Below are 21,398 nucleotides of genomic sequence, written 5' to 3'. Positions count from 1 at the left end.
TCGATGACCGATCGCGCAGTGCGCACCCTTGTCCTCGGAGGCGTGCGCTCGGGTAAGTCCGCGCACGGCGAGTCCCTGCTCGGCGAGCACCGGCAGATCCGATACCTGGCCACCGGCCCGCTCACGTCCTCCGACGGCGACTGGATGGACCGCGTGCGGATCCACCGCGAACGCCGCGACGCGCGGTACACGACGATCGAGACGACCGACCTCGGGCACGCCCTGCGCTCCGCACCGGACATCCCGGCCCTCGTCGACGATCTGGGCAACTGGCTCACCGCGCAGATCGACGCCGTCCACGGCTGGACCTCGGGGTCGGAGATCGACCTCGACGGCCCGATCGACGACCTCTGCGACGCGTTGGGCGCCATGACCGCCGATGTGGTGCTCATCAGCCCGGAAGCCGGGCTCTCGCTCGTACCTCCCACCCCCGCCGGACGGGTCTTCCAGGACCTGCTCGGAACCCTCAACGCCCGGGTGGCGCAGGTGTGCGAGCGTGTCGACCTCGTCGTCGCCGGGCGGGTCCTCAACCTTCCCGCCACGCCGGGATCGCCGATCACCCGGACGACGACCGGCAGTGCGGATTCGGCGTCGGACACCCCGCCGCCCTCGGCGCCGGCCTCCGATCACGACGAGCCTGCTCCGGGGACGTCGGTCGCCACCGCGACCCCCACGGCCGACTCCTCCGCGCCCGACTCCTCCGCGCCCGACTCCTCCGCGCCCGACTCCTCCGCGCCCGAACCGATTGCGGGCGTGGGATTCTCCACGGGCCCTCGGCCCGACCCCACCGACGCCGAGGTGTTCGCGCCGATCACGCCGCCCGACGAGGCGATCGCCCAGGACGCCCGCAAGCGGCAGGCGACCCTCACCAAGCCACCGGGGTCGCTGGGCCGCGTCGAGGAGATCGGCGTCTGGATCGCCGCCTGCCAGGGCCAGTGCCCGCCCGCACCTCTCACCTCCCCCACCGTCGTCGTCTTCGCCGGCGACCACGGCGTCGCCCGCGGTGGGGTCTCGGCGTTCCCGCCCGAGGTGACCGCGCAGATGGTCGCCAACATCTCCGCGGGCGGCGCGGCGGTGAACGTCATGGCGGGCCGCGTCGGCGCGACGGTGAAGGTCGTCGACATGTCCGTCGACGCCGACACCGCTCCGGAGCTGTCGCGGTACAAGGTCCGGCGCAGCAGCGACGATCTGCGCACCACCGACGCGATCACTCTCGCCGAGGCGCGCGAGGCGCTCGCCGCCGGCCGCGCCATCGCCGACGACCTCGTCGACTCGGGCACCGATCTGCTGATCGCCGGCGAGATGGGTATCGGCAACACCACCCCGGCCACCGTCCTCATCGGCGCGCTGACCCGGCGCGAACCGGTCGAGATCGTCGGCCGGGGAACCGGCGTCGACGACGCCGGGTGGATGCGCAAGACCGCCGCGATCCGCGACGGTATGCGCCGCGCGCGCAAGGTGATCCACGACCCGCTCGCGTTGCTCGCCGCCGTCGGCGGGGCCGACCTGGCCGCCACCGTCGGTTTCCTCGCCCAGGCGGCCCTGCGCCGGACGCCGGTCATCCTCGACGGCGTGGTGATCACCGCCGCGGCGATGGTCGCCAACGAGCTCGCGCCGGGGGCGATGCGCTGGTGGATCGCCGGTCACCGGTCGGTCGAACCCGCCCATCAGATCGCCCTCGAGCACCTCGACCTGGTTCCGGTTCTCGATCTCTCGATGCGGCTCGGCGAGGGCAGCGGAGCCGTCCTGGCCCTGCCGATCGTGCAGTCGGCCGCCGATCTGCTCGTGTCCATGGCCACCTTCGACGAGGCCGGGGTGACCGACAACAGCACCCCCGATGGGGACTCCGCAGACGGGACCATCGCCGCCGACGCCGAGACATCCTGACGCCGAACGGATTCGCCGTGATTCCGCCGACCCGGGCGCTCCGTACCGCGTTCAGTTGGACGACGATCGCGCCCGTCGGAGGTCACGAGGCGTCGGCCGCGCCGGATCGATCGCTGGGGGCGGCGGTGATGGCGTCGGTCCCGGTGGTGGGCGTGGTGCTGGGTGCCGGATCGGCGATCGCGGCCCTCGGACTCTCGCACACCGGACTCCCGACGCTGCTGATCGGTGTTCTCGTCGTCGTCCTGCTCGCCACGCTGACCCGTGGCATGCATCTCGACGGGCTCGCCGACACCGCCGACGGACTCGGGTGTTACGGCCCGCCCGAACGTGTCACCGAGGTGATGCGCAGCGGCACCGTCGGACCGTTCGGCGTGGCGACGCTGGTCTTGGTCCTGGCGGTGCAGTCGACCGGATTCGCCGCACTGGCCGATGAGTCCCGATGGTACGACCTCGCGTTCGCCATCGCGCTCGGCCGGCTCGGCGCGGTCATCGGCACCCGGCGGTCACTGGATCCGGCCCACCGCAACGGCTTCGGCGCGCTCGTCGCGGGCACCCAGCACACCTCCATCGCCGCCTGGCTGCTTGTCGCGCTCATTGCGACCGTCCCACTCGGATTGTCTGCCAACGGATTCGACGGCGGCCACCTCGAGGTGGCCGCCGTCGTCCAGGGATTCGCGGTCGTGCTCGGCGTCGCGGCCGTGGCCTGGTGGTTCACCCGGCACTGCGCGCGGCGGATGGGCGGGATGACCGGCGACGTGCTGGGCGCGACCATCGAACTCGGGGTCGCACTCGCCGTCGTCGGCCTGTTGCTCTGACCGCGGCGCCGGTCAGCGGCGGTAGAGCTCGGTCATCCAGCCGTGGGTGTCGGCGAACGTCCCGCGCTGGATGCCGGTGAGGGTGTCTCGCAACGCCTGGGTCACCTCGCCGGTCTCACCGTTGTTGATGGTGTAGTCCTCGCCCTCACCCTTGACCCGGCCGACCGGGGTGATGACGGCGGCGGTGCCGCAGGCGAACACCTCGGTGATGTCGCCCGACGCCACGCCCTTGCGCAGCTCCTCGGTGGTGATCTTGCGTTCCTCGACCTCGAAGCCGGCGTCGGTGGCCAGCGTCAGCAACGACGAACGGGTGATCCCCGGCAGCAGCGACCCGGACAGTTCGGGGGTCACCAGGCGGGCGTCGGCACCGGAGCCGAACACGAAGAACAGGTTCATGCCGCCCATCTCCTCGATGAAGCGGCGCTCGATCGCGTCGAGCCACACGACCTGGTCGCACCCCTGCTCGGTAGCCTGCCGTTGCGCGAGGAACGCGGCGGCATAGTTGCCACCGCACTTGGCGAATCCGGTACCGCCCGGTGCTGCGCGAACGTATTCGGTGGAGAGCCACACGCTCACCGGCTTGATGCCGCCGGCGAAGTAGGCGCCGGCCGGCGACGCGATGACCGAGTAGATGTACTTCGTGGACGGGGCGTTCACGCCGAGACTCGCCTGCGAGGCGAACATGAACGGACGGAGATAGAGCGACTCCTCGCCGCCGGCGGCGGGCACCCACTCGTTGTCCGCATCCAGCAGTGCCTTGAGAGAGGCGATGAAATCCTCGACCGGCAGTGCCGGCATGGCGAGTCGTTCGGCACTGCGCTGCAGCCGGGCCGCGTTGGCCTCGGGCCGGAACGCGGCGATCGAACCGTCGGGCTGGCGATAGGCCTTCAGCCCCTCGAACACCTCTTGGCCGTAGTGCAGAACCGTGGCCGCCGGGTCCAGCGCGATCGGACCGTACGGCTTCACCGTGGCGCTGTGCCAACCCACCTCGGCGTCGTAGTCGATCATCACCATGTTGTCGGTGAAATGGCGCCCGAATCCCGGGGCGGACAGGATCTCCGCGCGCCGGCCCTCAGACACCGGATGCGGGTGCTCGGTACGGTTGAACTCCAAGGTCATGGCGCCATCGTACCGCCGGGTCCAAAAGCATTTCCGCGCCCGGTGGGGTCACCCCCGGGCCCCGGTGCGGCCCCATGCGAGTGCTCGCAGGTCACACGTGCGACGGCACGAACGGCGGGATCACGACCTCACACGTCAGGTCGCGGCCGCGGACGTCGACGACGACCTCGTCACCTTTGCGCACCCCCGACGCCGTGTCCAGCAGGGCGAGTGCGATGCCCTGTTTGAGCGTGGGCGAGAACGTGCCCGACGTACAGGTCCCGATCTCCGCTCCGCCCGCTGCGTCGCCTGCCTGCCGAACCGCGCAGCCGGCCCGCGGGACTCCGCGTCCGGTCGCCCGCAACCCGTACAGGCGACGCGCAGGCCCGGCCTCCTTCTCGGCCAGCAGGGCGTCGCGCCCGAAGAACGACGGCTTGTCCCAACCGACCGCCCAGCTCGACCGCGCCTGCACCGGCGAGATGTCCGGGCCGAGTTCGTGTCCGTGCAGCGCATAGCCCATCTCGGTGCGCAGGGTGTCCCGCGCCCCCAGGCCGGCGGGCAGCCCGCCGGCCGCGGTGATCGCCTCGAGCAGGACGTCGAACACCGCACCGGCGTCGTCCCAGCGCGGCACGATCTCGTAACCCCGTTCGCCGGTGTATCCGGTCCGGCAGACCCGCACGCGAGCCGTCCCGCCCGCCGTCGGGAGCTCGGCGTCGGCGAAGGCCATGTACTCCATGTCGGCGGGGAGTCCGAGTCCGGTCAGGATGTCGGGAGACCTCGGCCCCTGCACCGCCAGGACGGCCAGGTCACGATGCTGGTCGATGATCGAGATGCCCTCCGGCGCAACCGCTTGCAGTCGGGCCACGACGTCCGCGGTGTTCGCCGCGTTGGGCACCAGGAAGACCTCGTCGTCACCGACGAGATAGGCGATCAGGTCATCGACGACACCGCCGGACTCATTGCAGCACAACGTGTACTGCGCCTTGCCGGGCACGATCTTGCCGAGGTCGTTGGTGAGCGTCGAGTTGACGAACGCCGCCGCGCCCGCCCCGGACACCAGCGCCTTGCCGAGGTGACTGACGTCGAAGATGCCCACGTTGTCCCGCACCGCGGCGTGCTCGGCCACCGTGCCCGAGTACGACACCGGCATGTTCCATCCGCCGAACTCGGCGAAGGTGGCCCCCAGTGCGGCGTGACGGTCGGCGATCGGCCCGGCGAGGAGTTCACTCATGCCGTCCACGCTATCGGGCGACCCGCGCCGCCGGGCGCACCCGTGGCGGCACGCCCGGCGGGATCGGCGTTCGCGGCAGCCCGCCGCGGCGCCGCTGTGGCAGAGTTGAGCGGGTGAGCAAGAACGACACCGTCGACCGCGCACGCGGCCCCGAACTCGAACTGTCCACCTCGATCGGCAAGGGTGATTCCGCCCTGGTCATCGGCCTGATCAGCGCGTCGTCGTCCGACGGCGATGCCGACGGCCCCGGCGCCGAGCCGACTCTCGCCATCGGTGACGGCATCCTCGACGACGCTCAGGCCGCCGCCATCAGCGCCGCCCTCACGGCACTCGGGGCCACCGGCTCGCACGGCGAGGTCACCCGGACCGCGGCTCCGGAGTCCCTGCCGGTCGGTGTCGTCGTCGCGGTCGGTCTCGGCGACGCCGACAACCTCGACGACGCCGACCAGGTCCGGCAGGCCGCCGGGATCGTCGCGCGCGAGCTCGACGGGCACGAGTCGGTGGCCACCACGCTCACCGCGATCGATCTCCTCGCCGCGGCCGAAGGGCTGTTCCTCGGCGCGTACCGGTTCGACGAGTTCCGCTCGTCCAGTTCGAAGCCGAAGAAGACTCCGCCGCAACGCATCACACTGCTCGTCGAATCGAAGTCCAAGGAGGCCAAGGCCGGCCTGGAGCGGGCTGTCGCGATCGCCGACTCCGTCGCCATCGCCCGTGACTTCGTCAACACCCCGCCGAGTCACCTCTATCCCGAGGAGTTCGCGGCCCGCGCCCGCACGCTCGGGAGCAAGGCCGGGCTCAAGGTCGAGATCCTCGACGACAAGCAGCTCGAGGCGCAGGGCTACGGCGGGATCATCGGCGTCGGCAAGGGTTCCTCGAGACTGCCGCGCCTCGTCCGGCTGACCCACACCGCGAAGAAGTCCCCCACGAAGGTCGCTCTCGTCGGCAAGGGCATCACCTTCGACACCGGCGGCATCTCCATCAAGCCCGCCGCGAACATGGACGCGATGACCTCGGACATGGGCGGCGCCGCCGCCGTCATCGCCGCGACCATCCTTGCCGCCCGCCTCGACATCGACGTCACGGTCACCGCGACCGTGCCGATGGCCGAGAACATGCCCTCGTCGACCGCCCAGCGCCCCGGCGACGTGCTCATTCAGTACGGCGGACGCACGGTCGAGGTCCTCAACACCGACGCCGAGGGCCGTCTCATCCTCGCCGATGCGATCGTGCGGGCCTGCGAGGACGATCCCGACTACCTCATCGACACCGCAACGCTGACCGGTGCGCAGATGGTGGCGCTCGGCACCCGCACACCCGGCGTCATGGGTACCGACGAGTTCCGCGACCGCGTTGCGGCCCGCTCGGCTGATGTCGGCGAGAACGCCTGGGCCATGCCGCTGCCCGCGGAACTCCGCGCCGACCTGAAGTCCCGCGTCGCGGACCTGGCGAACGTGACCCCGCACCGCTGGGGCGGGATGCTCGCCGCCGGCATCTTCCTGAAGGAGTTCGTACCGGAGGATGTGCAGTGGGCCCACATCGACATCGCCGGACCCGCCTTCAACACCGGCAGCCCGTGGGGTTACACCACGAAAGGCGGTACGGGCGTACCCGTCCGGACCATCGCCGCGGTGCTCGAGGACATCGCTGCGAACGGCTGAGAAGACAGCCGACCGACAGCCGCCGACACCCGCGTGCCGCACCGATGAGAATCGTTACCGACGAGTACGAGCCGAACCGAGTCGGCGGCGCACCGTGCGGGTAGGGTTGGCCGCGGGGATGAGCGGCTGATCCGCCACTCATCTGCGCGGTCGTCGTACCGCCCCCGACCCCGTGCCCACGGCGCACACACCATTGGGCATCACCTACAGACCACCACGTCGAGTTCAGGAGTTCACAACGATGGCCTTCTCCGTCCAGATGCCCGCCCTTGGTGAAAGTGTCACCGAGGGGACAGTCACCCGGTGGCTGAAGGAGGAGGGCGACACCGTCGAGGCCGACGAGCCCTTGCTCGAGGTGTCGACCGACAAGGTGGACACCGAGATCCCGGCGCCCACTTCGGGTGTGCTGACCAAGATCATCGCGCAGGAGGACGACGTCGTCGAGGTCGGCGGCGACCTCGCCCTGATCGGTGACGCCGACGAGGCCGACTCCGGTTTCGACGACTCCGGCTCGGAGTCGGCCGGAGGCGACGAGCCCACCGAGGCCGCCCCCGAACCCGAGCCCGAGCAGGCGGCCGAAGAGCCCTCCACCGAGGAGGACGCCCCCGCCGAGAAGCCCACGGCCGACACCGGTTCCGGCTCGGCCGAGGGCACCGATGTGCTCATGCCCGAGCTCGGTGAGTCGGTCACCGAGGGCACGGTCACCAACTGGCTGAAGTCCGTGGGCGACGAGGTGGCGGCCGACGAACCGCTGCTCGAGGTCTCGACCGACAAGGTCGACACCGAGATCCCCTCCCCCGTCGCGGGCACGCTCCTCGAGATCCTCGCGCAAGAGGACGACGTGATCGAGGTCGGCGGCAAGCTCGCCGTCATCGGTGACGCGTCGGCGACTCCGTCGAAGAAGGAGCCCGAGCCGGAGCCCGAGCCCGAGCCGGAACCCGAACCCGAGCAGAAGTCGGAGCCCGAGCAGGCACCCGCTCCCGAGGAGGAGCAGAAGCCGCAGCCCGAGGCCGAGTCCAAGACCCCCGAGAAGTCCGACCCGCCGACCGTCGAGTCGACGCCGTACGTCACCCCGCTGGTGCGCAAACTGGCCGCGGAGAACAACATCGACCTCAACGCGATCAAGGGCACCGGTGTCGGCGGCCGGATCCGCAAGCAGGACGTGCTCGCGGCGGCCGAGGAGGCCAAGGCGCCCGCTCCCGAGCAGAAGCCCGCGGCGGCTGCTGCTCCGTCGGCACCCGCGGCATCGGCCGGGAAGTCCGCATCGCCGGAGATCCGTCCCGAGCTGGCCGAGCTGCGCGGCACCACCCAGAAGATCAACCGCATCCGGCAGATCACGGCGAAGAAGACCCGCGAGTCCCTGCAGCAGAGCGCCCAGCTGACGCAGGTCTTCGAGGTCGACATGACCCGCATCGCCGGACTGCGCAAGGCGGCCAAGGAGAGCTTCAAGGCCTCCGAGGGCGTCAACCTCACGTTCCTGCCGTTCATCGCGAAGGCCGTCGTCGAGGCGCTGAAGGCGCACCCGAACGTCAACGCGTCGATCGACGAGGACAAGAAGGAGATCACCTACTACGACAAGGTGCATCTGGGGATCGCCGTCGACACCCCGCAGGGTCTGCTGTCGCCGGTCATCCACAACGCGGACGACCTGTCGATCGCCGGCCTCGCCCGGGCCATCGCCGACATCGCGTCGCGCGCTCGGTCCAACGGCCTGAAGCCCGACGAGCTCGCCGGCGGCACCTTCACCATCACCAACATCGGCAGCCAGGGCGCCCTGTTCGACACCCCGATCCTGGTCCCGCCGCAGGCGGCGATGCTCGGTACCGGTGCCATCGTCAAGCGTCCGGTCGTCATCACCGGCGAGGACGGCTCGGAATCGATCGCGGTGCGCTCGATGTCCTACCTGCCGCTGACCTACGATCACCGTCTCATCGACGGCGCCGACGCCGGCCGCTTCCTCACCACGGTGAAGAAGCGTCTCGAAGAGGCTGCCTTCGCCGCGGACCTGGGCCTCTAGCCCGGATTCCCGGAGACGGCACACCGAGGACACGCGATGCGGATCGCCGTCGCAGGGTCACAGGGGCTGATCGGCAACGCCCTGGTCAACTCGCTGCGCGCGGCGGGCCACACGGTCACACGTCTGGTCCGCCGCGAGGCACGCGCCGATGACGAGTTCAGTTGGGATCCCGAGACCATCGGCGTCCCGCCCGAGAGCCTCGACGGCGTCGAGGCGGTGGTGTCACTCGGTGGTGTCGGCGTCGGCAACGGCCGGTGGACCGGCCGGTTCAAACAGGAATTGCGGGACTCGCGGATCACCCCTACCGAGATCCTCGCCGAGGCGGTCCGGGATCTCGGTATCCCGACCTTCGTCAGTGCGAGCGCGACGGGCTACTACGGCGACACCGGTTCACGGCCGGCGACGGAGTCCGACGATCCGGGCGAGGGTTTTCTCGCCGACCTGGTCGTGGACTGGGAACGCGCGGCAACCGCCAACGCGGGAGACGGCACCCGTCTCGTCCTGCTGCGCACCGCGCCCGTCCTGAGTGCGCAGGGTGGTCTGCTCGGGAAGCTCCGTCCGCTGTTCAAGCTGGGGCTCGGCGGGCCCATCGGCGACGGGAAGCAGTACTTCTCCTGGATCAGCCTCATCGACGAGGTGCGGGCCATCGAGTTCCTCCTCGCCTCCGACGTGTCGGGACCGGTGAACCTGAGCGCACCGGGCGCCGTTCCGTTCGGCGAGTTCGCGTCGGCTCTGGGCCGTGCCGTACACCGTCCGACCGTGCTGCAGGTCCCCGCTTTCGCGGCACGCCGGGTCGGCGGCGAGATGGCCGAGGAAATGATTCTGTTCAGTCAACGCGTTGCACCTGAGGTGCTGACCGATCACGGATTCACCTTCACCCATCCCGGTGTCGACGAGGCCCTGGCCTACGCCACCGGTTCCCGACGCCATGACTGATCGACCGATCCGCGCGAGTACCGATCCGGTCGAGATCCGCCGGCTCGGCGTCCTCGACTATCAGTCGGCCTACGACATGCAGCACGGGCTGGCCACCGACCGCGCGGACGGCATCCTCGACCACGACGTACTGCTGTTGCTGGAACACCCCTCCGTCTACACCGCGGGCAAACGCACCGAGGACTCCGACCGGCCCACGAACGGCGCGCCGGTGGTTGATGTCGACCGCGGCGGTCGGATCACCTGGCACGGCCCGGGGCAGCTCGTCGGCTACCCGATCGTGAAGCTCGCCGAGCCGCTGGACGTCGTCGAGTACGTGCGTCGCCTGGAGGCGGCGCTGATCACGGTCTGCGCCGGGCTCGGCGTGGCCACCGGCCGGGTCGACGGCCGATCGGGCGTGTGGATCACCGACGACGCCGGGGAACGCAAACTCGGACAGATCGGTATCCGCGTCGCACGCGGGGTGGCGTTGCACGGCTTCGCGCTCAACGTGGACCCCGACATGTCGGCGTTCGAGGCGATCGTCCCCTGCGGAATCGCCGACGCCGGGGTGACCTCCCTCGCCCGCGAACTGAACCGCCCACTCTCGGTGGACTCGATGCTCGACGACACCGTCGACGCGGTGTGCTCCGCGCTCGACGCCCCCGACTTCGACCCCACCGCCACCCCGGTGCCCGCCACCACACAGTCCGAAACACCCACTTCTGCAAGCGTAGGATCGATTCAGTGACCGCGTCCCCCCTCACCCCCGGACCCGGTGCCCCCGACGCCACACCCTCGGCATCGGCATCCGCACCCTCGACCGCCAGCCCCGCCCCCGAAGGCCGCAAACTGCTCCGCCTCGAGGTGCGCAACGCCCAGACCCCCATCGAACGCAAGCCGGAGTGGATCCGGACCCGCGCGACGATGGGCCCGGAGTTCACCGAACTCAAGGGCCTGGTCAAGCGTGAAGGCCTGCACACCGTCTGCGAAGAAGCCGGCTGCCCCAACATCTACGAGTGCTGGGAAGACCGCGAGGCGACCTTCCTCATCGGCGGCGAACAGTGCACCCGCCGCTGCGACTTCTGCCAGATCGACACCGGCAAGCCGTCGGCCCTCGACCGCGACGAACCCCGCCGCGTCGCCGAGAGCGTGCAGGCGATGGGCCTGCGTTACTCGACCATCACCGGTGTCGCGCGCGACGACCTGCCCGACGAGGGTGCCTGGCTCTACGCCGAGACCGTCCGCGCGATCCACCGCCTCAACCCCGGCACCGGTGTGGAGAACCTGATCCCGGACTTCCACGCCAAGCCCGACCTGCTGGCCGAGGTCTTCGACGCCCGCCCCGAGGTCCTCGCGCACAACCTCGAGACCGTGCCGCGCATCTTCAAGCGCATCCGCCCGGCGTTCCGCTACGAGCGGTCCCTCGAAGTCATCACCGCTGCACGCGATTTCGGGCTGGTGACGAAATCCAACCTCATCCTTGGGATGGGCGAGACCCCGCAGGAGGTGCAGTCGGCGATCGTGGATCTGCACGAGGCGGGCTGCGACATCCTGACCATCACGCAGTACCTGCGGCCCTCGCCGCGGCATCATCCGGTCGAGCGCTGGGTCAAGCCCGAGGAGTTCGTCGACCACTCGGAGTTCGCGCAGGAAGTGGGTTTCGCCGGCGTCATGGCGGGTCCGCTGGTGCGTTCGTCGTACCGGGCCGGGCGTCTGTACGCGCAGGCGATGGCCCATCACGGCCGCGAGATCTCGCCGGCACTGGCCCACCTGGCAGCCGAGGGATCGGCCAGCCAGGAGGCCTCCAGCCTGATGGCCCGCCTCGCCCGCTGACCCCTCTCCGCGCATCCGGTGACCTTTGCGGCGGTCGCCGGACGCGCGGACGTAAACTGGGCTCATGGCAAAGGCGCAGGTGAGCAAAGAGGTCAAGGCCGAGAAGAAGAAGGCCCGTAAGGCGGCATCGAAGGAACGGCGCCAACAGCTGTGGCAGGCCTTCCAGATGCAGCGCAAGGAAGACAAACGACTCATCCCCTACATGGTGGGCGTGATCGTCCTGTCGATCGCTGTCTTCACCGCGCTCGGGTTCGCGCTCGGCTCGCCGTGGCTGCTGATCCCGCTCGGCGTGGTGCTGGGCATCCTGGGTGCGTTCATCCTGTTCGGCCGCCGGGTCCAGAAGAACGTCTACACCAAGGCCGAGGGACAGCCGGGCGCCGCGGGGTGGGCCCTGGGCAACATGCGCGGGCAGTGGCGGGTCAAGCAGGCCGTCGCCGGGACGTCTCAGCTCGACGCCGTGCACCGCGTCATCGGCAAGCCGGGTGTGATCCTCGTCGGCGAGGGCTCGCCCACGCGCATCAAGTCGCTGCTCGGCCAGGAGAAGAAGAAGGTCGCGCGCGTCGTCGGCGACACCCCGATCTACGAGATCATGGTGGGCAACGACGACGGTCAGATCCCGCTGTCGAAGCTCGAACGGCATCTCAACAAGCTGCCCAGCAACATCGACCGCAAGCGGATGGAGACCCTCGAGGGTCGGCTGTCCGCCCTCGGCAGCAAGGCTCCCGGCCCCGGCATGCCGAAGGGGCCGCTCCCCGCGAACGCCAAGATGCGCAGCATGCAACGGACGGCGCGCCGCCGCGGCTGACGCTTCCGCCCCACCCCGTCGACTGTGCACCCGATCTCGTCGACCGTGCACCCGATCTCGTCGACTGTGCACAGGGGTGAGTTCGACGGGCAACGACCTACGACAAAACCCACCACCGATTCGATTCGGTGGTGGGTTTTGTCGATGAGTGGCTCGTGCGGATCGGCCGCCGTCAGCGGGTCCGGACGAGAGCGGTTCCGGTGGCGCGGTCGTGCAGGGCGCGCCCGTTGTAGTCGTTGATCAGCGCCGGCACCAGGAAGATCATCAGCAGCTGACGGAAGAAGGCGCGGACGATCCCGACCGCCGCCGGGCTCTGCTCGCCGGTCGCCTCGGCGGTGTTGCGCTCGGAACCGAAATCCACTCGCGCGACCCGCATCCCGATGATGAGTTGGCCCGGGGTGAACCCGAACAGAGTCACCGCGAAGATGCCCATCACGAACCACACGCCGAGCTGTGTGGTGGCGAGGTGTGGCGAGTAGAACCCGACGAACAGCAGCGCGAGTCCGGCGGCTATCAGCCAGTCGACGAGCAGACCCGCGACGCGCGGCCAGCCGGTCGCCAGCGACCCGGGCCCGTTCTCCGGGAGGCCCAGATCCTGCCCTCGGTACTCGTTCTCCACGCCGGACGCGGGACCGATCTGCGGTCCCGACAGCCAGGAACCCGTGACTCGTCCCATCGGTGATGACTCCTCTCACGCGACCGCGCGACCACCTCGGTCCGCGTCGTCGCCGCACTACGAACCATCGTAGTCGCTGGTTGTCGCGACCCGTCCCGGCCATTCGGGCCTGCCGCTAGGGTTGGGGTGCGCCGAGTGCGTCGCGCCCCGAACACGCTGTGTAGCGAACACCACTGCGCGTGTAACACGGGGGAAACACGGACTTAGCGCATGGGCAACTTCGCCTCCATACGGTTGCCGCTGAGATCCGCTGCTGTTTCTCAGTGGCGGATGTGGCGTGTCCCCATACACGGACCACCGATCACGAAGGAGTCACCGCACGGTGTACAGCAGTAAAGAAGAACTACTCGAGGGCATCAAGAAGGAAGGTGTCGAGTACGTCGACATCCGATTCTGCGACCTGCCCGGTGTCATGCAGCACTTCTCGATCCCCGCGTCAGCCTTCGACGAGGACGTCTTCGAGGAGGGTCTGGCATTCGACGGCTCGTCGGTGCGTGGCTTCCAGTCGATCAACGAGTCGGACATGATGCTGCTGCCCGACCCGGCCACCGCGCGGATCGATCCGTTCCGCAAGGCCAAGACGATGAACCTCAGCTTCTTCGTCCACGACCCGTTCACGCGCGAGGCCTACAGCCGCGACCCGCGCAACGTCGCCCGCAAGGCCGAGGACTACCTCGCCTCGACCGGCGTCGCCGACACCTGCTTCTTCGGCGCCGAGGCCGAGTTCTACATCTTCGACTCGGTGTCCTTCGGCTCCGAGATGAACGGCACCTTCTACGAGGTCGAGTCCGAGTCCGGCTGGTGGAACACCGCCTCGCCGACCGACCCGGACGGCAGCCCGAACCTCGGCTACAAGGTCCGCCCGAAGGGTGGCTACTTCCCCGTCGCACCGTACGACCACTACGTCGACCTGCGCGACGAGATGTCGACGAACCTGACCAACTCGGGCTTCGAGCTCGAGCGCGGCCACCACGAGGTCGGCACCGCGGGCCAGGCCGAGATCAACTACAAGTTCAACACGCTGCTCCACGCAGCCGATGACGTGCAGCTGTTCAAGTACATCATCAAGAACACCGCGTGGCAGAACGGCAAGTCGGTCACCTTCATGCCGAAGCCGCTCTTCGGTGACAACGGCTCGGGCATGCACGCCCACCAGTCCCTGTGGAAGGATGGCAAGCCGCTGTTCCACGACGAGGCCGGCTACGCGGGCCTGTCGGACCTGGCGCGCTACTACATCGGCGGCATCCTGCACCACGCGCCGTCGCTGCTGGCCTTCACCAACCCGACGGTCAACTCCTACAAGCGTCTGGTGCCGGGCTACGAGGCCCCGATCAACCTGGTCTACAGCCAGCGCAACCGGTCGGCCTGCGTGCGTATCCCGATCACCGGCAACAACCCGAAGGCCAAGCGCCTCGAGTTCCGTTGCCCGGACAGCTCGGGCAACCCGTACCTGGCGTTCGCCGCGATGATGATGGCCGGCCTGGACGGCATCAAGAACAAGATCGAGCCGCACGAGCCCGTCGACAAGGACCTCTACGAGCTCCCGCCGGAGGAGGCGAAGAGCATCCCGCAGGCTCCGACCTCGCTGGCCGCGGTCATCGACCGCCTCGAAGAGGATCACGAATACCTCACCGCCGGTGGCGTGTTCACCGAGGACCTCATCGAGACCTGGATCGCGCTCAAGCGCGAGAACGAGATCGAGCCGGTGCAGATCCGTCCGCACCCGTACGAGTTCTCGCTGTACTACGACTGCTGAGCCACGCTCCAGCCGACTCGGCCCGCTCCGCGATCGTTCTCCGATCGCCGAGCGGGCCGTTTCGTTGCCGGGCTACCAGCACGGCAATCCGCGCGAGGCGCCCTACCCGCCCGTCCCATCGTGCGACGATGAGCCGCATGGGCACACTCCTGACGTCCGACGAGTTCGAGATCCGGCTGCTGTTCGCGGAGTCCGTCCCGGAGGTGATGCAGTTCGTCCGCGACATGGTCCGGCAACGCGAACCGATCGCCCTCGAACTGGAGGGGTCCGCGCACATCGTGAACCTCGCCAACGTCCGGCACTTCTCGCTGGTCGACCACACGGCCGACGACGAGACGCTGGACTCCGACGAGCGCACCACGGTCGTGCTGTCCATCGCCGAGGCCAGAGAGTAGCGACGCCACGCAGATCGGGGCGTACGTCGCCGTGAGGGGGCGTCCCTCAGTCGCCGGCGGCGATGATCACCTTGAGCGCGTGCTCGTCGGCAGCGTTGCCGAACGTGTCGTACGCTTCGTCGAATTGATCGAACGTGAACCGGTGGGTGATGAACTTCTCCGGGGCGATGTCGCCGCGTTCGATGCTCTCCAGGAGTTCGGGCGCCGTGGTGGCATTGACCAGGCCCGTGGTGATCGTGAGGTTGTTGATCCAGTCCCGCTCGATCGGGAACGTCACGCTCTCGCCGTGCACGCCCACGTTGGCGACGTGACCGCCGGGACGCACCGAGTCGAGCGCGACGCCGAACGTCGCGGGTACTCCGACAGCTTCGATCGCGACGTCCACACCGAGTCCGCCCCGGCTGAGTTCTCGGAGCTGGGCGACGACGTCGCCGCCGGCATTCACGTCGATGGTGTCGGTCGCGCCGAACTCCCGGGACTGCTCGAGCCGGAACTTGTTGCCGTCCACGGCGATCACCTTGGAGGCACCGGCGGCCGAGGCCGTCATCACGGCGGCCAGACCCACCGGCCCCACCCCGACGATGGCGACGACGTCGCCCTCCGCGACCGCGCCGTAGAGCACCCCGATCTCGTAACCCGTCGGCAGGATGTCACTGAGCATCGTCCCCTGCTCCGGCGTCACCTTCTCCGGAAGCGGGATGAGTCCGTTGTCGGCGAACGGAACCCGGACGAATTCGGCCTGCGTCCCGTCGATGAGGTGGCCGAAGATCCAGCCGATGCCACCCACCGTCTGGCAATGCGACGTCAGACCCGCTCGGCAGAACTCGCACGTACCGCACTTGCTCACGCACGACACGATCACGCGATCCCCGACCCGAACCCGCTCGCAGCCCGGACCGACCTCGGTGACCACGCCGACGCCTTCGTGACCGAGAATCCGACCCGGCGTGACCGCCGGTACGTCGCCCTTGAGTATGTGCAGATCCGTCCCGCAGATGGTGGTCACCTCCATCCGGACGATCGCATCCGTCGGTTCCTGCAGAACAGGATTCGGAACGTCCTCCCAGGCTTTCCGGCCGGGACCGTGATACACGAGAGCTTTCATCGACGACTCCTCACGTCTGCGGGTCTCGCCCGCAGCGTAAGCACGGACCGGTGAGCGGTTCGTCTCAGATTGAGACGCCCCGGCTCCCTTGTCGAGAGACCGTCCACCTCGTCACCCGGCCACCGCCCGATCCCGCAATTCGTGGACCAGGAGGCCGGGGCGGTCTGTGATCCGTACCACTTTCGGGACTTGTTACCCTGCCGACTCACCAGGTACGACCGTAGTTTGGACGAATGACCCGCGATGTATATGTCGAAGACCTCGTACCCGGCGACCGGATCAGCCTCGAAGGCACTCCTCGCGTCGTTCGCACCACCAGCCGACTCGACGGCAATCAGCTACGGATCGAGCTCGTGAAGGGTCATGACGACCTGAGCGAGGTCGTGCTGGACCGGACGGTCAAGCTGCAGGTCAACTGAGCCGGAGCTCGCCAGATCCCGACCGCGCGGACGGACCTATGGGTCAGGCCGCCCGGGCGCCGTCGAGATCGCCGAACACCGCTTGGTTGTGATCGAATGCCGCGATCGCCTCGTCGACGAGGCGATCGATTCCGTCCGCGTCGAGGGGTAGTGCGTCGAGCCGTGCCCGGTAGGCGTCCTTGTAGCGCTTGAGCTTGTCGATCTCGTCGAACGAGTAGAAGCTCAGTGCCGCGTCGTCGACGCCGTAGTGCTCCCGCATGCGGTGGGCCACCACCTGACCGCCGCTGAGGTCGCCGAGATAGCGGGTGTAGTGGTGGGCCACATACCGCGCCGGGTCGGTGCGGGTGGACTCGATCGCGGCCACATACCGCGCCACCGCGGGCAACGGCGTCGTGTCGGACGGGTCGATGCCGAAGGACGCGAGGTCGGCACCGAGTCGTTGCAGGCGCAGCAATCTCGGGTCGAGCACGGCATCGGCGACGGGATCTCCCGCCAGGTCGGCGCCGACACGTTCGAGGGCCTCGTAGACGAAGTAGAGCTGGATCGCGAGGCGCTGGTACTCGCCGGTGTCCAGCCGGCCCGACATCAGGTCGTCGATGAACGGAGCGTGTTCGGCGCGCTCGTGCGCCACCGCGGTCGCCGACCGCAATCGCTCGGAGATACTCCGACGCTCCGGCGCACTCGGGCGGTCGGCGTCCTGGGGCCCGGCGTTCTGCAGATCCGTCATGATGCCACCAGTGATACCACCAGAGTCCGGTGATCGGAACCCGGCAGGTAGTGGGTGTCCATCGACGTCGCCACGAAGCCACGCAGGATGACGCGGTCGATGGCGACCAGCGGCCGGTTACCGATCTGCTTGTCGGTGGGATAGCTGGGCAGGAACCCGGCACCCGCCACATCGGTGCCGTCGACGAGCCCGTTGGTCAACAGACTGCGGTATTTCGCGTGATTCCACGTGGAGTTGTAGTCCCCGATCGCGATCACCCGGCCTGGCGGGAGCTGCTCGAAATGCTCGGCGAGGGTGTCCATGTCGGCGAGCCAGTCCCAGTTGCGGCCCCACAACGGTGCGGCCGGATGGATGGCCAGCACCTGGGTGCCCGCCGCCCCCGGCAGGTCGGTCCGGGCCTGCAGGTTGTGCAGCACGGTCCCCGGGATGTTGTAGCGCTCGTCGAGCGGCATCTTGCTGAACATCGCGGTACCGGCCGCGTAGCTGTACGGGATCGCGAACTCGTGCGGCAGCGCGCGCCCGATCTCGCTGCGCCGCAGGCGTTCCAGCGCCTCGGGGGTGACCTCCTGCAGGGACACGAGGTCGGGATCGGCGTCGGCCACGATCTTCTCGAGCGCAGCGATGTCACCACCGCCGAAGAGCAGGTTCGCCGAGACCACCGTGAACCGCTCGCCGGCGGGCGCGGCCTCGGCGACGACGAGAGGCACCTGGGTGTAGGCCAGAGCGCCGGCCGCCACGACGGCGAGCGCCAGCATGAACCAGCGTCGCAGAACCCCGAAGACGATGATCGCGATCAACCCCGGGATGAGCGCGAACTGGACCGCGCTCGTGAGGTACAGCGTGACGTCACCGCGTGACGGGTAGTAGTGCAGGAACACACCCAGCACCACGCCGGCGAGCATCGCCCACCCCAGGACGTACGCAGCCGCCCACAGAAATCTCGTCATCGCTCCCCCATGTGACCCGGTGTTCCCCCGCCGGATTCATCTGTGCCCTTGGGCCTCGTCTGTACCGCCGGTGTGTCAGGCCCCGAAGACCTTCAGCACCACGGCCTTCGCTCGACGCGTCACCCGGAGATAGTTCTCCAGGAACTCGTTGGCCTGATCCTCCGGCCACCCCGCGGCGAACGCGATCTGGCGCAGTTGCGCGCCCGGTCCGGGCAGCTGGTCGATCGGCTTGCCGCGGACCAGGACCAGCGCATTGCGCGCCTTCGTCGCGGTCGTCCAGGCGTCCTTCAGCAGCGTGACGTCGTTCTCCGACAGCAACTCCGCGGCGCCGATGGCATCCAGCGAGTCGAGCGTCGACGTGTTGTGCAGGCTGCGGTAGCGGTGCGCGTACTTGAGCTGGAGCAGTTGCACCGTCCACTCGATGTCGGCGAGGCCGCCGCGACCGAGTTTGGTGTGGGTGGCCGGATCGGCACCGCGCGGCAGGCGTTCGGCATCGACCCGGGCCTTGATCCGGCGGATCTCCTTCACGGCGTCGTTGCTGACCCCACCGGCCGGGTACCGCACATGATCGATCATGTGCAGGAAGTCGATGCCGAGGGCTTCGTCGCCGGCGACCTGGTGCGCGCGCAGCAGGGCCTGGACCTCCCACGGTTGCGCCCATTGCGCGTAGTAGGCGGCATAGGACGCCAGGGTCCGCACGATGGGGCCGTTCCGGCCCTCCGGGCGCAATCCGGTGTCGACCTCCAGCGGCGGGTCCGCGCTGGGGCTGCCCAGCATCGACCGCACGTTCTCGGCGATCGTCTGCGCCCACTTGAGCGCCTCGGACTCCTCGGCGGCCCGGTCGGGCTGACACACGAACATCACGTCGGCATCCGAGCCGTAGCCGAGTTCGCCGCCGCCGAGCCGACCCATTCCGATCACCGCGATGCGGGCCGGCGCACGGCTCCCCCGCTCGCGCTCGGAAATGTTGATCGCCACGGTCAGCGCGGCATTCAGCACCGCCGCCCACACACCGGACAGCGCCTTGCAGACGGCCGGCACGTCCAGCAGCCCCAGGACGTCGGCGGACGCGATGCGTACCAACTCCGCACGCCGATGCGAACGCGCAACGGCCACGGCTCGTTTCATGTCCTGCTGGCGAACGGTCGACGCGATGAGCCCCTTGGCCACGTCCTCGGGCCGGACGTTGCACAGCTTGGGACCGTCCGGTCCGTCGGAGTACTGGTGGATCACCTCGGGTGAGCGCATCAGCATGTTCGCGATGTACTCCGACGTCCCGAGGACCTTCATCAGCCGCGCCGCGACGACGCCGTCGTCGCGCAACAGACGCAGGAACCAGTCGGTGTCCTCCATGACATCGCAGAGGCGGCGGTAGTTCAGCAGACCCGCGTCGGGGTCGGGGGTGTCCCCGATGTGCTCGAGCAGCTGGGGCAGGATGAGGAGCTGGATCTGGCCGCGCCGTCCCGGCGCGTTCGACAGGGCGCGAATGTGACTCAGCGCGCGGTCGGGTTTCGCGTAACCCAGTGCGGCCAGCCGTCTTTCGGCCGAGGTGTCGGTCAGGGTCAGCTCGTCGGTCTTGAAGCGGGTGACCGCCTCGAGCAGCGGCCGGTAGAACAGCTTCTGGTGCAGGCGCCGAACCCGCAGGCTCTGGTGACGGATCTGTTCGCGCAGCACCCCTGTCGCGTCGAGTTCGCCCTCACGACGGATGTGTGCGGCGCGGGCGAGCCAGCGCAGTGCCTCGTGGTCGTCGGGCTGGGGCAGGAGGTGCGTCCGCGACATCCGCTGCATCTGCAGACGGTGTTCCAGCAACCGCAAGAACTGGTATGACGCACTGAGATTGGCGGCGTCGTCGCGTCCGACGTAGCCGCCCGCGGTGAGCGCGGCCAGCGCGTCGACGGTCGGCATGACGCGCAGCTTCTCGTCGACCCGGCCGTGCACCATCTGCAGGAGCTGGACCGCGAACTCGACGTCGCGCAGACTGCCGCGTCCGAGCTTGAGGTTGCGTTCCCGCTCGTCCTCGGGCAGCAGGGATTCGACGCGGCGCCGCATCTTCTGCACCTCGGGCACGAAGTCGGGTCGCTCGGCGGCCTTCCACACCATCGGTTTGACGGCGGCGATGTACTCGTCGGCGAGCTGCATGTCGCCGGTCATCGCCCGTGCCTTGAGGAGTGCCTGGAACTCCCAGGTCTTGGCCCACCGCTCGTAATAGGCCACATGCGATTCGAGTGTCCGCGTCAACGCGCCGGACTTGCCCTCGGGCCGGAGTGCGGCGTCGACCTCGAAGAACGCGAGCGAACCGATGCGCATCATCTCGCCTGCGATGCGGGCCGCGGTTCCGTCGGCCGGGTCGCTGACGAAGATGACGTCGACGTCGCTGACGTAATTGAGCTCGCGCGCACCGCATTTGCCCATCGCGACGACGGCGATCCGCACCGCGATGGGATCGTCGCCGCACACCTCGGTGAACGCGACGGCGAGCGCCGCGGTCAGGGCGGCGTCGGCCAGGTCGGACAGGTACGCGCCGACCTCGGGCAGCCACATCACCGGCTCGTCCTCGACGGTCGAGGCGACGTCGTGCGCGGCGAGTTGCAGGATCAGGTTGCGGTAGGCCAGGCGTAGCGCGACGACGGCCTTCGGGCCGGCCAATCGGGCCCGGTAGACCCGATTGCCCTTCTCGACCTCACCCGGCACGGCCTGGGCGTCGACGGCGGCGAGCATCAGACGGTCGACCTCGGCGCGGTCGGGCAGCTCGTCGGCGAGCAGCAATCGCCAGCTCGACGGTTCGGCGACGAGGTGATCGGCGAGTGCGTCCGAGGAGCCGATGACCGCGAACAGGCGGCCGCGGAACGAGCGCTCCGCCCGCACCAGGGCGTCGATCTCGGACCACTCGTCACCGACGGCTCCGCGCAGCCGCACGAGCGTTCGCAGCGCGAGGTCGGCGTCGGGTGATCGCGACAGCGCCCACAACACATCGACCGATTCGGGCGTGTTCCAGCCGAGGTCGGCCAGGTTCCGGGGTGCGGAGTCGTCGAGGAGACCCAGGCGTCCCGCGCTGGGGACCGTGCTGCGTCCGGCTCGCCCAGCGGGTCCCGATCGTGTTGTCACATCACA

The 21,398-nt window shown here is 69.0% G+C and carries 18 protein-coding genes; 11 read left to right on the top strand and 7 right to left on the bottom strand.

Annotated elements, in window-relative coordinates; translation table 11 throughout:
* Positions 1-3: 3 nt before the first annotated feature.
* Together cobT and AB4Z55_RS12120 are read left to right on the top strand one after the other, a co-directional pair.
* A complete protein-coding gene (gene cobT / locus AB4Z55_RS12125) occupies positions 4-1,887 on the top strand; it encodes a nicotinate-nucleotide--dimethylbenzimidazole phosphoribosyltransferase (protein ID WP_239401093.1) in 1,884 nt (627 codons plus the stop codon).
* A gap of 17 nt (positions 1,888-1,904) precedes the next feature.
* Positions 1,905-2,702: an adenosylcobinamide-GDP ribazoletransferase gene (locus tag AB4Z55_RS12120; protein WP_369519792.1), complete on the top strand. Its 798-nt coding sequence runs from the start codon at positions 1,905-1,907 to the stop codon at positions 2,700-2,702.
* Between the two features lie 12 nt (positions 2,703-2,714).
* On the opposite strand, the gene AB4Z55_RS12115 is transcribed toward AB4Z55_RS12120, so the two are convergent.
* Entirely contained in the window at positions 2,715-3,821 is a 1,107-nt protein-coding gene (locus AB4Z55_RS12115; RefSeq protein ID WP_004022926.1) for a branched-chain amino acid aminotransferase, read from the bottom strand.
* Between the two features lie 91 nt (positions 3,822-3,912).
* Positions 3,913-5,031 carry a glycine cleavage system aminomethyltransferase GcvT gene (gene gcvT, locus AB4Z55_RS12110; protein WP_101819566.1) on the bottom strand — a complete coding sequence of 373 codons (1,119 nt, stop codon included), beginning with the start codon at positions 5,029-5,031 and terminating at the stop codon, positions 3,913-3,915.
* Between the two features lie 113 nt (positions 5,032-5,144).
* Between gcvT and AB4Z55_RS12105 the strand changes: the two genes are divergently transcribed.
* The 6 genes from AB4Z55_RS12105 to AB4Z55_RS12080 all read left to right on the top strand — a co-directional run bounded on the left by AB4Z55_RS12105 (position 5,145) and on the right by AB4Z55_RS12080 (position 12,262).
* A complete protein-coding gene (locus tag AB4Z55_RS12105; protein WP_369519791.1) occupies positions 5,145-6,689 on the top strand; it encodes a leucyl aminopeptidase in 1,545 nt (514 codons plus the stop codon).
* Positions 6,690-6,930: 241 nt separating this feature from the next.
* A complete protein-coding gene (sucB, locus tag AB4Z55_RS12100; RefSeq protein ID WP_369519790.1) occupies positions 6,931-8,706 on the top strand; it encodes a 2-oxoglutarate dehydrogenase, E2 component, dihydrolipoamide succinyltransferase in 1,776 nt (591 codons plus the stop codon).
* A gap of 36 nt (positions 8,707-8,742) precedes the next feature.
* Positions 8,743-9,642, top strand: coding sequence for a TIGR01777 family oxidoreductase (locus tag AB4Z55_RS12095; RefSeq protein WP_369519789.1), 900 nt, complete (start codon positions 8,743-8,745; stop codon positions 9,640-9,642).
* Complete coding sequence (gene lipB / locus AB4Z55_RS12090) at positions 9,635-10,372, top strand: lipoyl(octanoyl) transferase LipB (RefSeq protein ID WP_369519788.1); 738 nt, start codon at positions 9,635-9,637, stop codon at positions 10,370-10,372. Before AB4Z55_RS12095 ends, lipB begins: the two co-directional genes overlap by 8 nt.
* Positions 10,369-11,457, top strand: a complete 1,089-nt coding sequence (gene lipA / locus AB4Z55_RS12085) for a lipoyl synthase (RefSeq protein ID WP_369519787.1) — start codon at positions 10,369-10,371, stop codon at positions 11,455-11,457. The genes lipB and lipA overlap by 4 nt, the downstream gene beginning before the upstream one ends.
* Positions 11,458-11,521: 64 nt before the next feature.
* A complete protein-coding gene (locus AB4Z55_RS12080) occupies positions 11,522-12,262 on the top strand; it encodes a DUF4191 domain-containing protein (protein ID WP_369519786.1) in 741 nt (246 codons plus the stop codon).
* Between the two features lie 172 nt (positions 12,263-12,434).
* Here the strand turns inward: AB4Z55_RS12080 and AB4Z55_RS12075 are convergent, their stop codons facing one another.
* Complete coding sequence (locus AB4Z55_RS12075; RefSeq protein WP_369519785.1) at positions 12,435-12,938, bottom strand: RDD family protein; 504 nt, start codon at positions 12,936-12,938, stop codon at positions 12,435-12,437.
* A 322-nt stretch (positions 12,939-13,260) separates the two neighbouring features.
* On the opposite strand from AB4Z55_RS12075, the gene glnA reads away from it, so the two are divergent.
* The gene (gene glnA / locus AB4Z55_RS12070) at positions 13,261-14,694 is read left to right on the top strand and encodes a type I glutamate--ammonia ligase (RefSeq protein ID WP_004022935.1); all 1,434 of its coding nucleotides are present in this window, start codon (positions 13,261-13,263) and stop codon (positions 14,692-14,694) included.
* Between the two features lie 137 nt (positions 14,695-14,831).
* Positions 14,832-15,089, top strand: coding sequence for a hypothetical protein (locus tag AB4Z55_RS12065; protein WP_004022936.1), 258 nt, complete (start codon positions 14,832-14,834; stop codon positions 15,087-15,089).
* A gap of 46 nt (positions 15,090-15,135) precedes the next feature.
* On the opposite strand, the gene AB4Z55_RS12060 is transcribed toward AB4Z55_RS12065, so the two are convergent.
* On the bottom strand, positions 15,136-16,194 hold the full coding sequence (locus tag AB4Z55_RS12060) for a zinc-dependent alcohol dehydrogenase family protein (RefSeq protein WP_369519784.1): 1,059 nt from the start codon (positions 16,192-16,194) through the stop codon (positions 15,136-15,138).
* A gap of 233 nt (positions 16,195-16,427) precedes the next feature.
* Here AB4Z55_RS12060 and AB4Z55_RS12055 point away from each other — a divergent pair, with 233 nt between their 5' ends.
* The gene (locus AB4Z55_RS12055; protein ID WP_004022938.1) at positions 16,428-16,613 is read left to right on the top strand and encodes a hypothetical protein; all 186 of its coding nucleotides are present in this window, start codon (positions 16,428-16,430) and stop codon (positions 16,611-16,613) included.
* Positions 16,614-16,656: 43 nt separating this feature from the next.
* Here the strand turns inward: AB4Z55_RS12055 and AB4Z55_RS12050 are convergent, their stop codons facing one another.
* The 3 genes from AB4Z55_RS12050 to AB4Z55_RS12040 all read right to left on the bottom strand — a co-directional run bounded on the left by AB4Z55_RS12050 (position 16,657) and on the right by AB4Z55_RS12040 (position 21,392).
* Positions 16,657-17,343, bottom strand: coding sequence for a heme oxygenase (biliverdin-producing) (locus AB4Z55_RS12050; RefSeq protein ID WP_369521005.1), 687 nt, complete (start codon positions 17,341-17,343; stop codon positions 16,657-16,659).
* The gene (locus tag AB4Z55_RS12045; protein ID WP_064570573.1) at positions 17,337-18,287 is read right to left on the bottom strand and encodes an endonuclease/exonuclease/phosphatase family protein; all 951 of its coding nucleotides are present in this window, start codon (positions 18,285-18,287) and stop codon (positions 17,337-17,339) included. The genes AB4Z55_RS12050 and AB4Z55_RS12045 overlap by 7 nt, the downstream gene beginning before the upstream one ends.
* Before the next feature lie 75 nt (positions 18,288-18,362).
* Positions 18,363-21,392, bottom strand: a complete 3,030-nt coding sequence (locus AB4Z55_RS12040) for a bifunctional [glutamine synthetase] adenylyltransferase/[glutamine synthetase]-adenylyl-L-tyrosine phosphorylase (RefSeq protein ID WP_081487044.1) — start codon at positions 21,390-21,392, stop codon at positions 18,363-18,365.
* Between the last annotated feature and the right edge of the window lie 6 nt (positions 21,393-21,398).

The sequence above is a fragment of the Gordonia sp. ABKF26 genome, from assembly GCF_041103195.1.
Lineage (GTDB): Bacteria > Actinomycetota > Actinomycetes > Mycobacteriales > Mycobacteriaceae > Gordonia > Gordonia terrae.
This window is presented reverse-complemented; position numbering and strand designations above follow the sequence as displayed.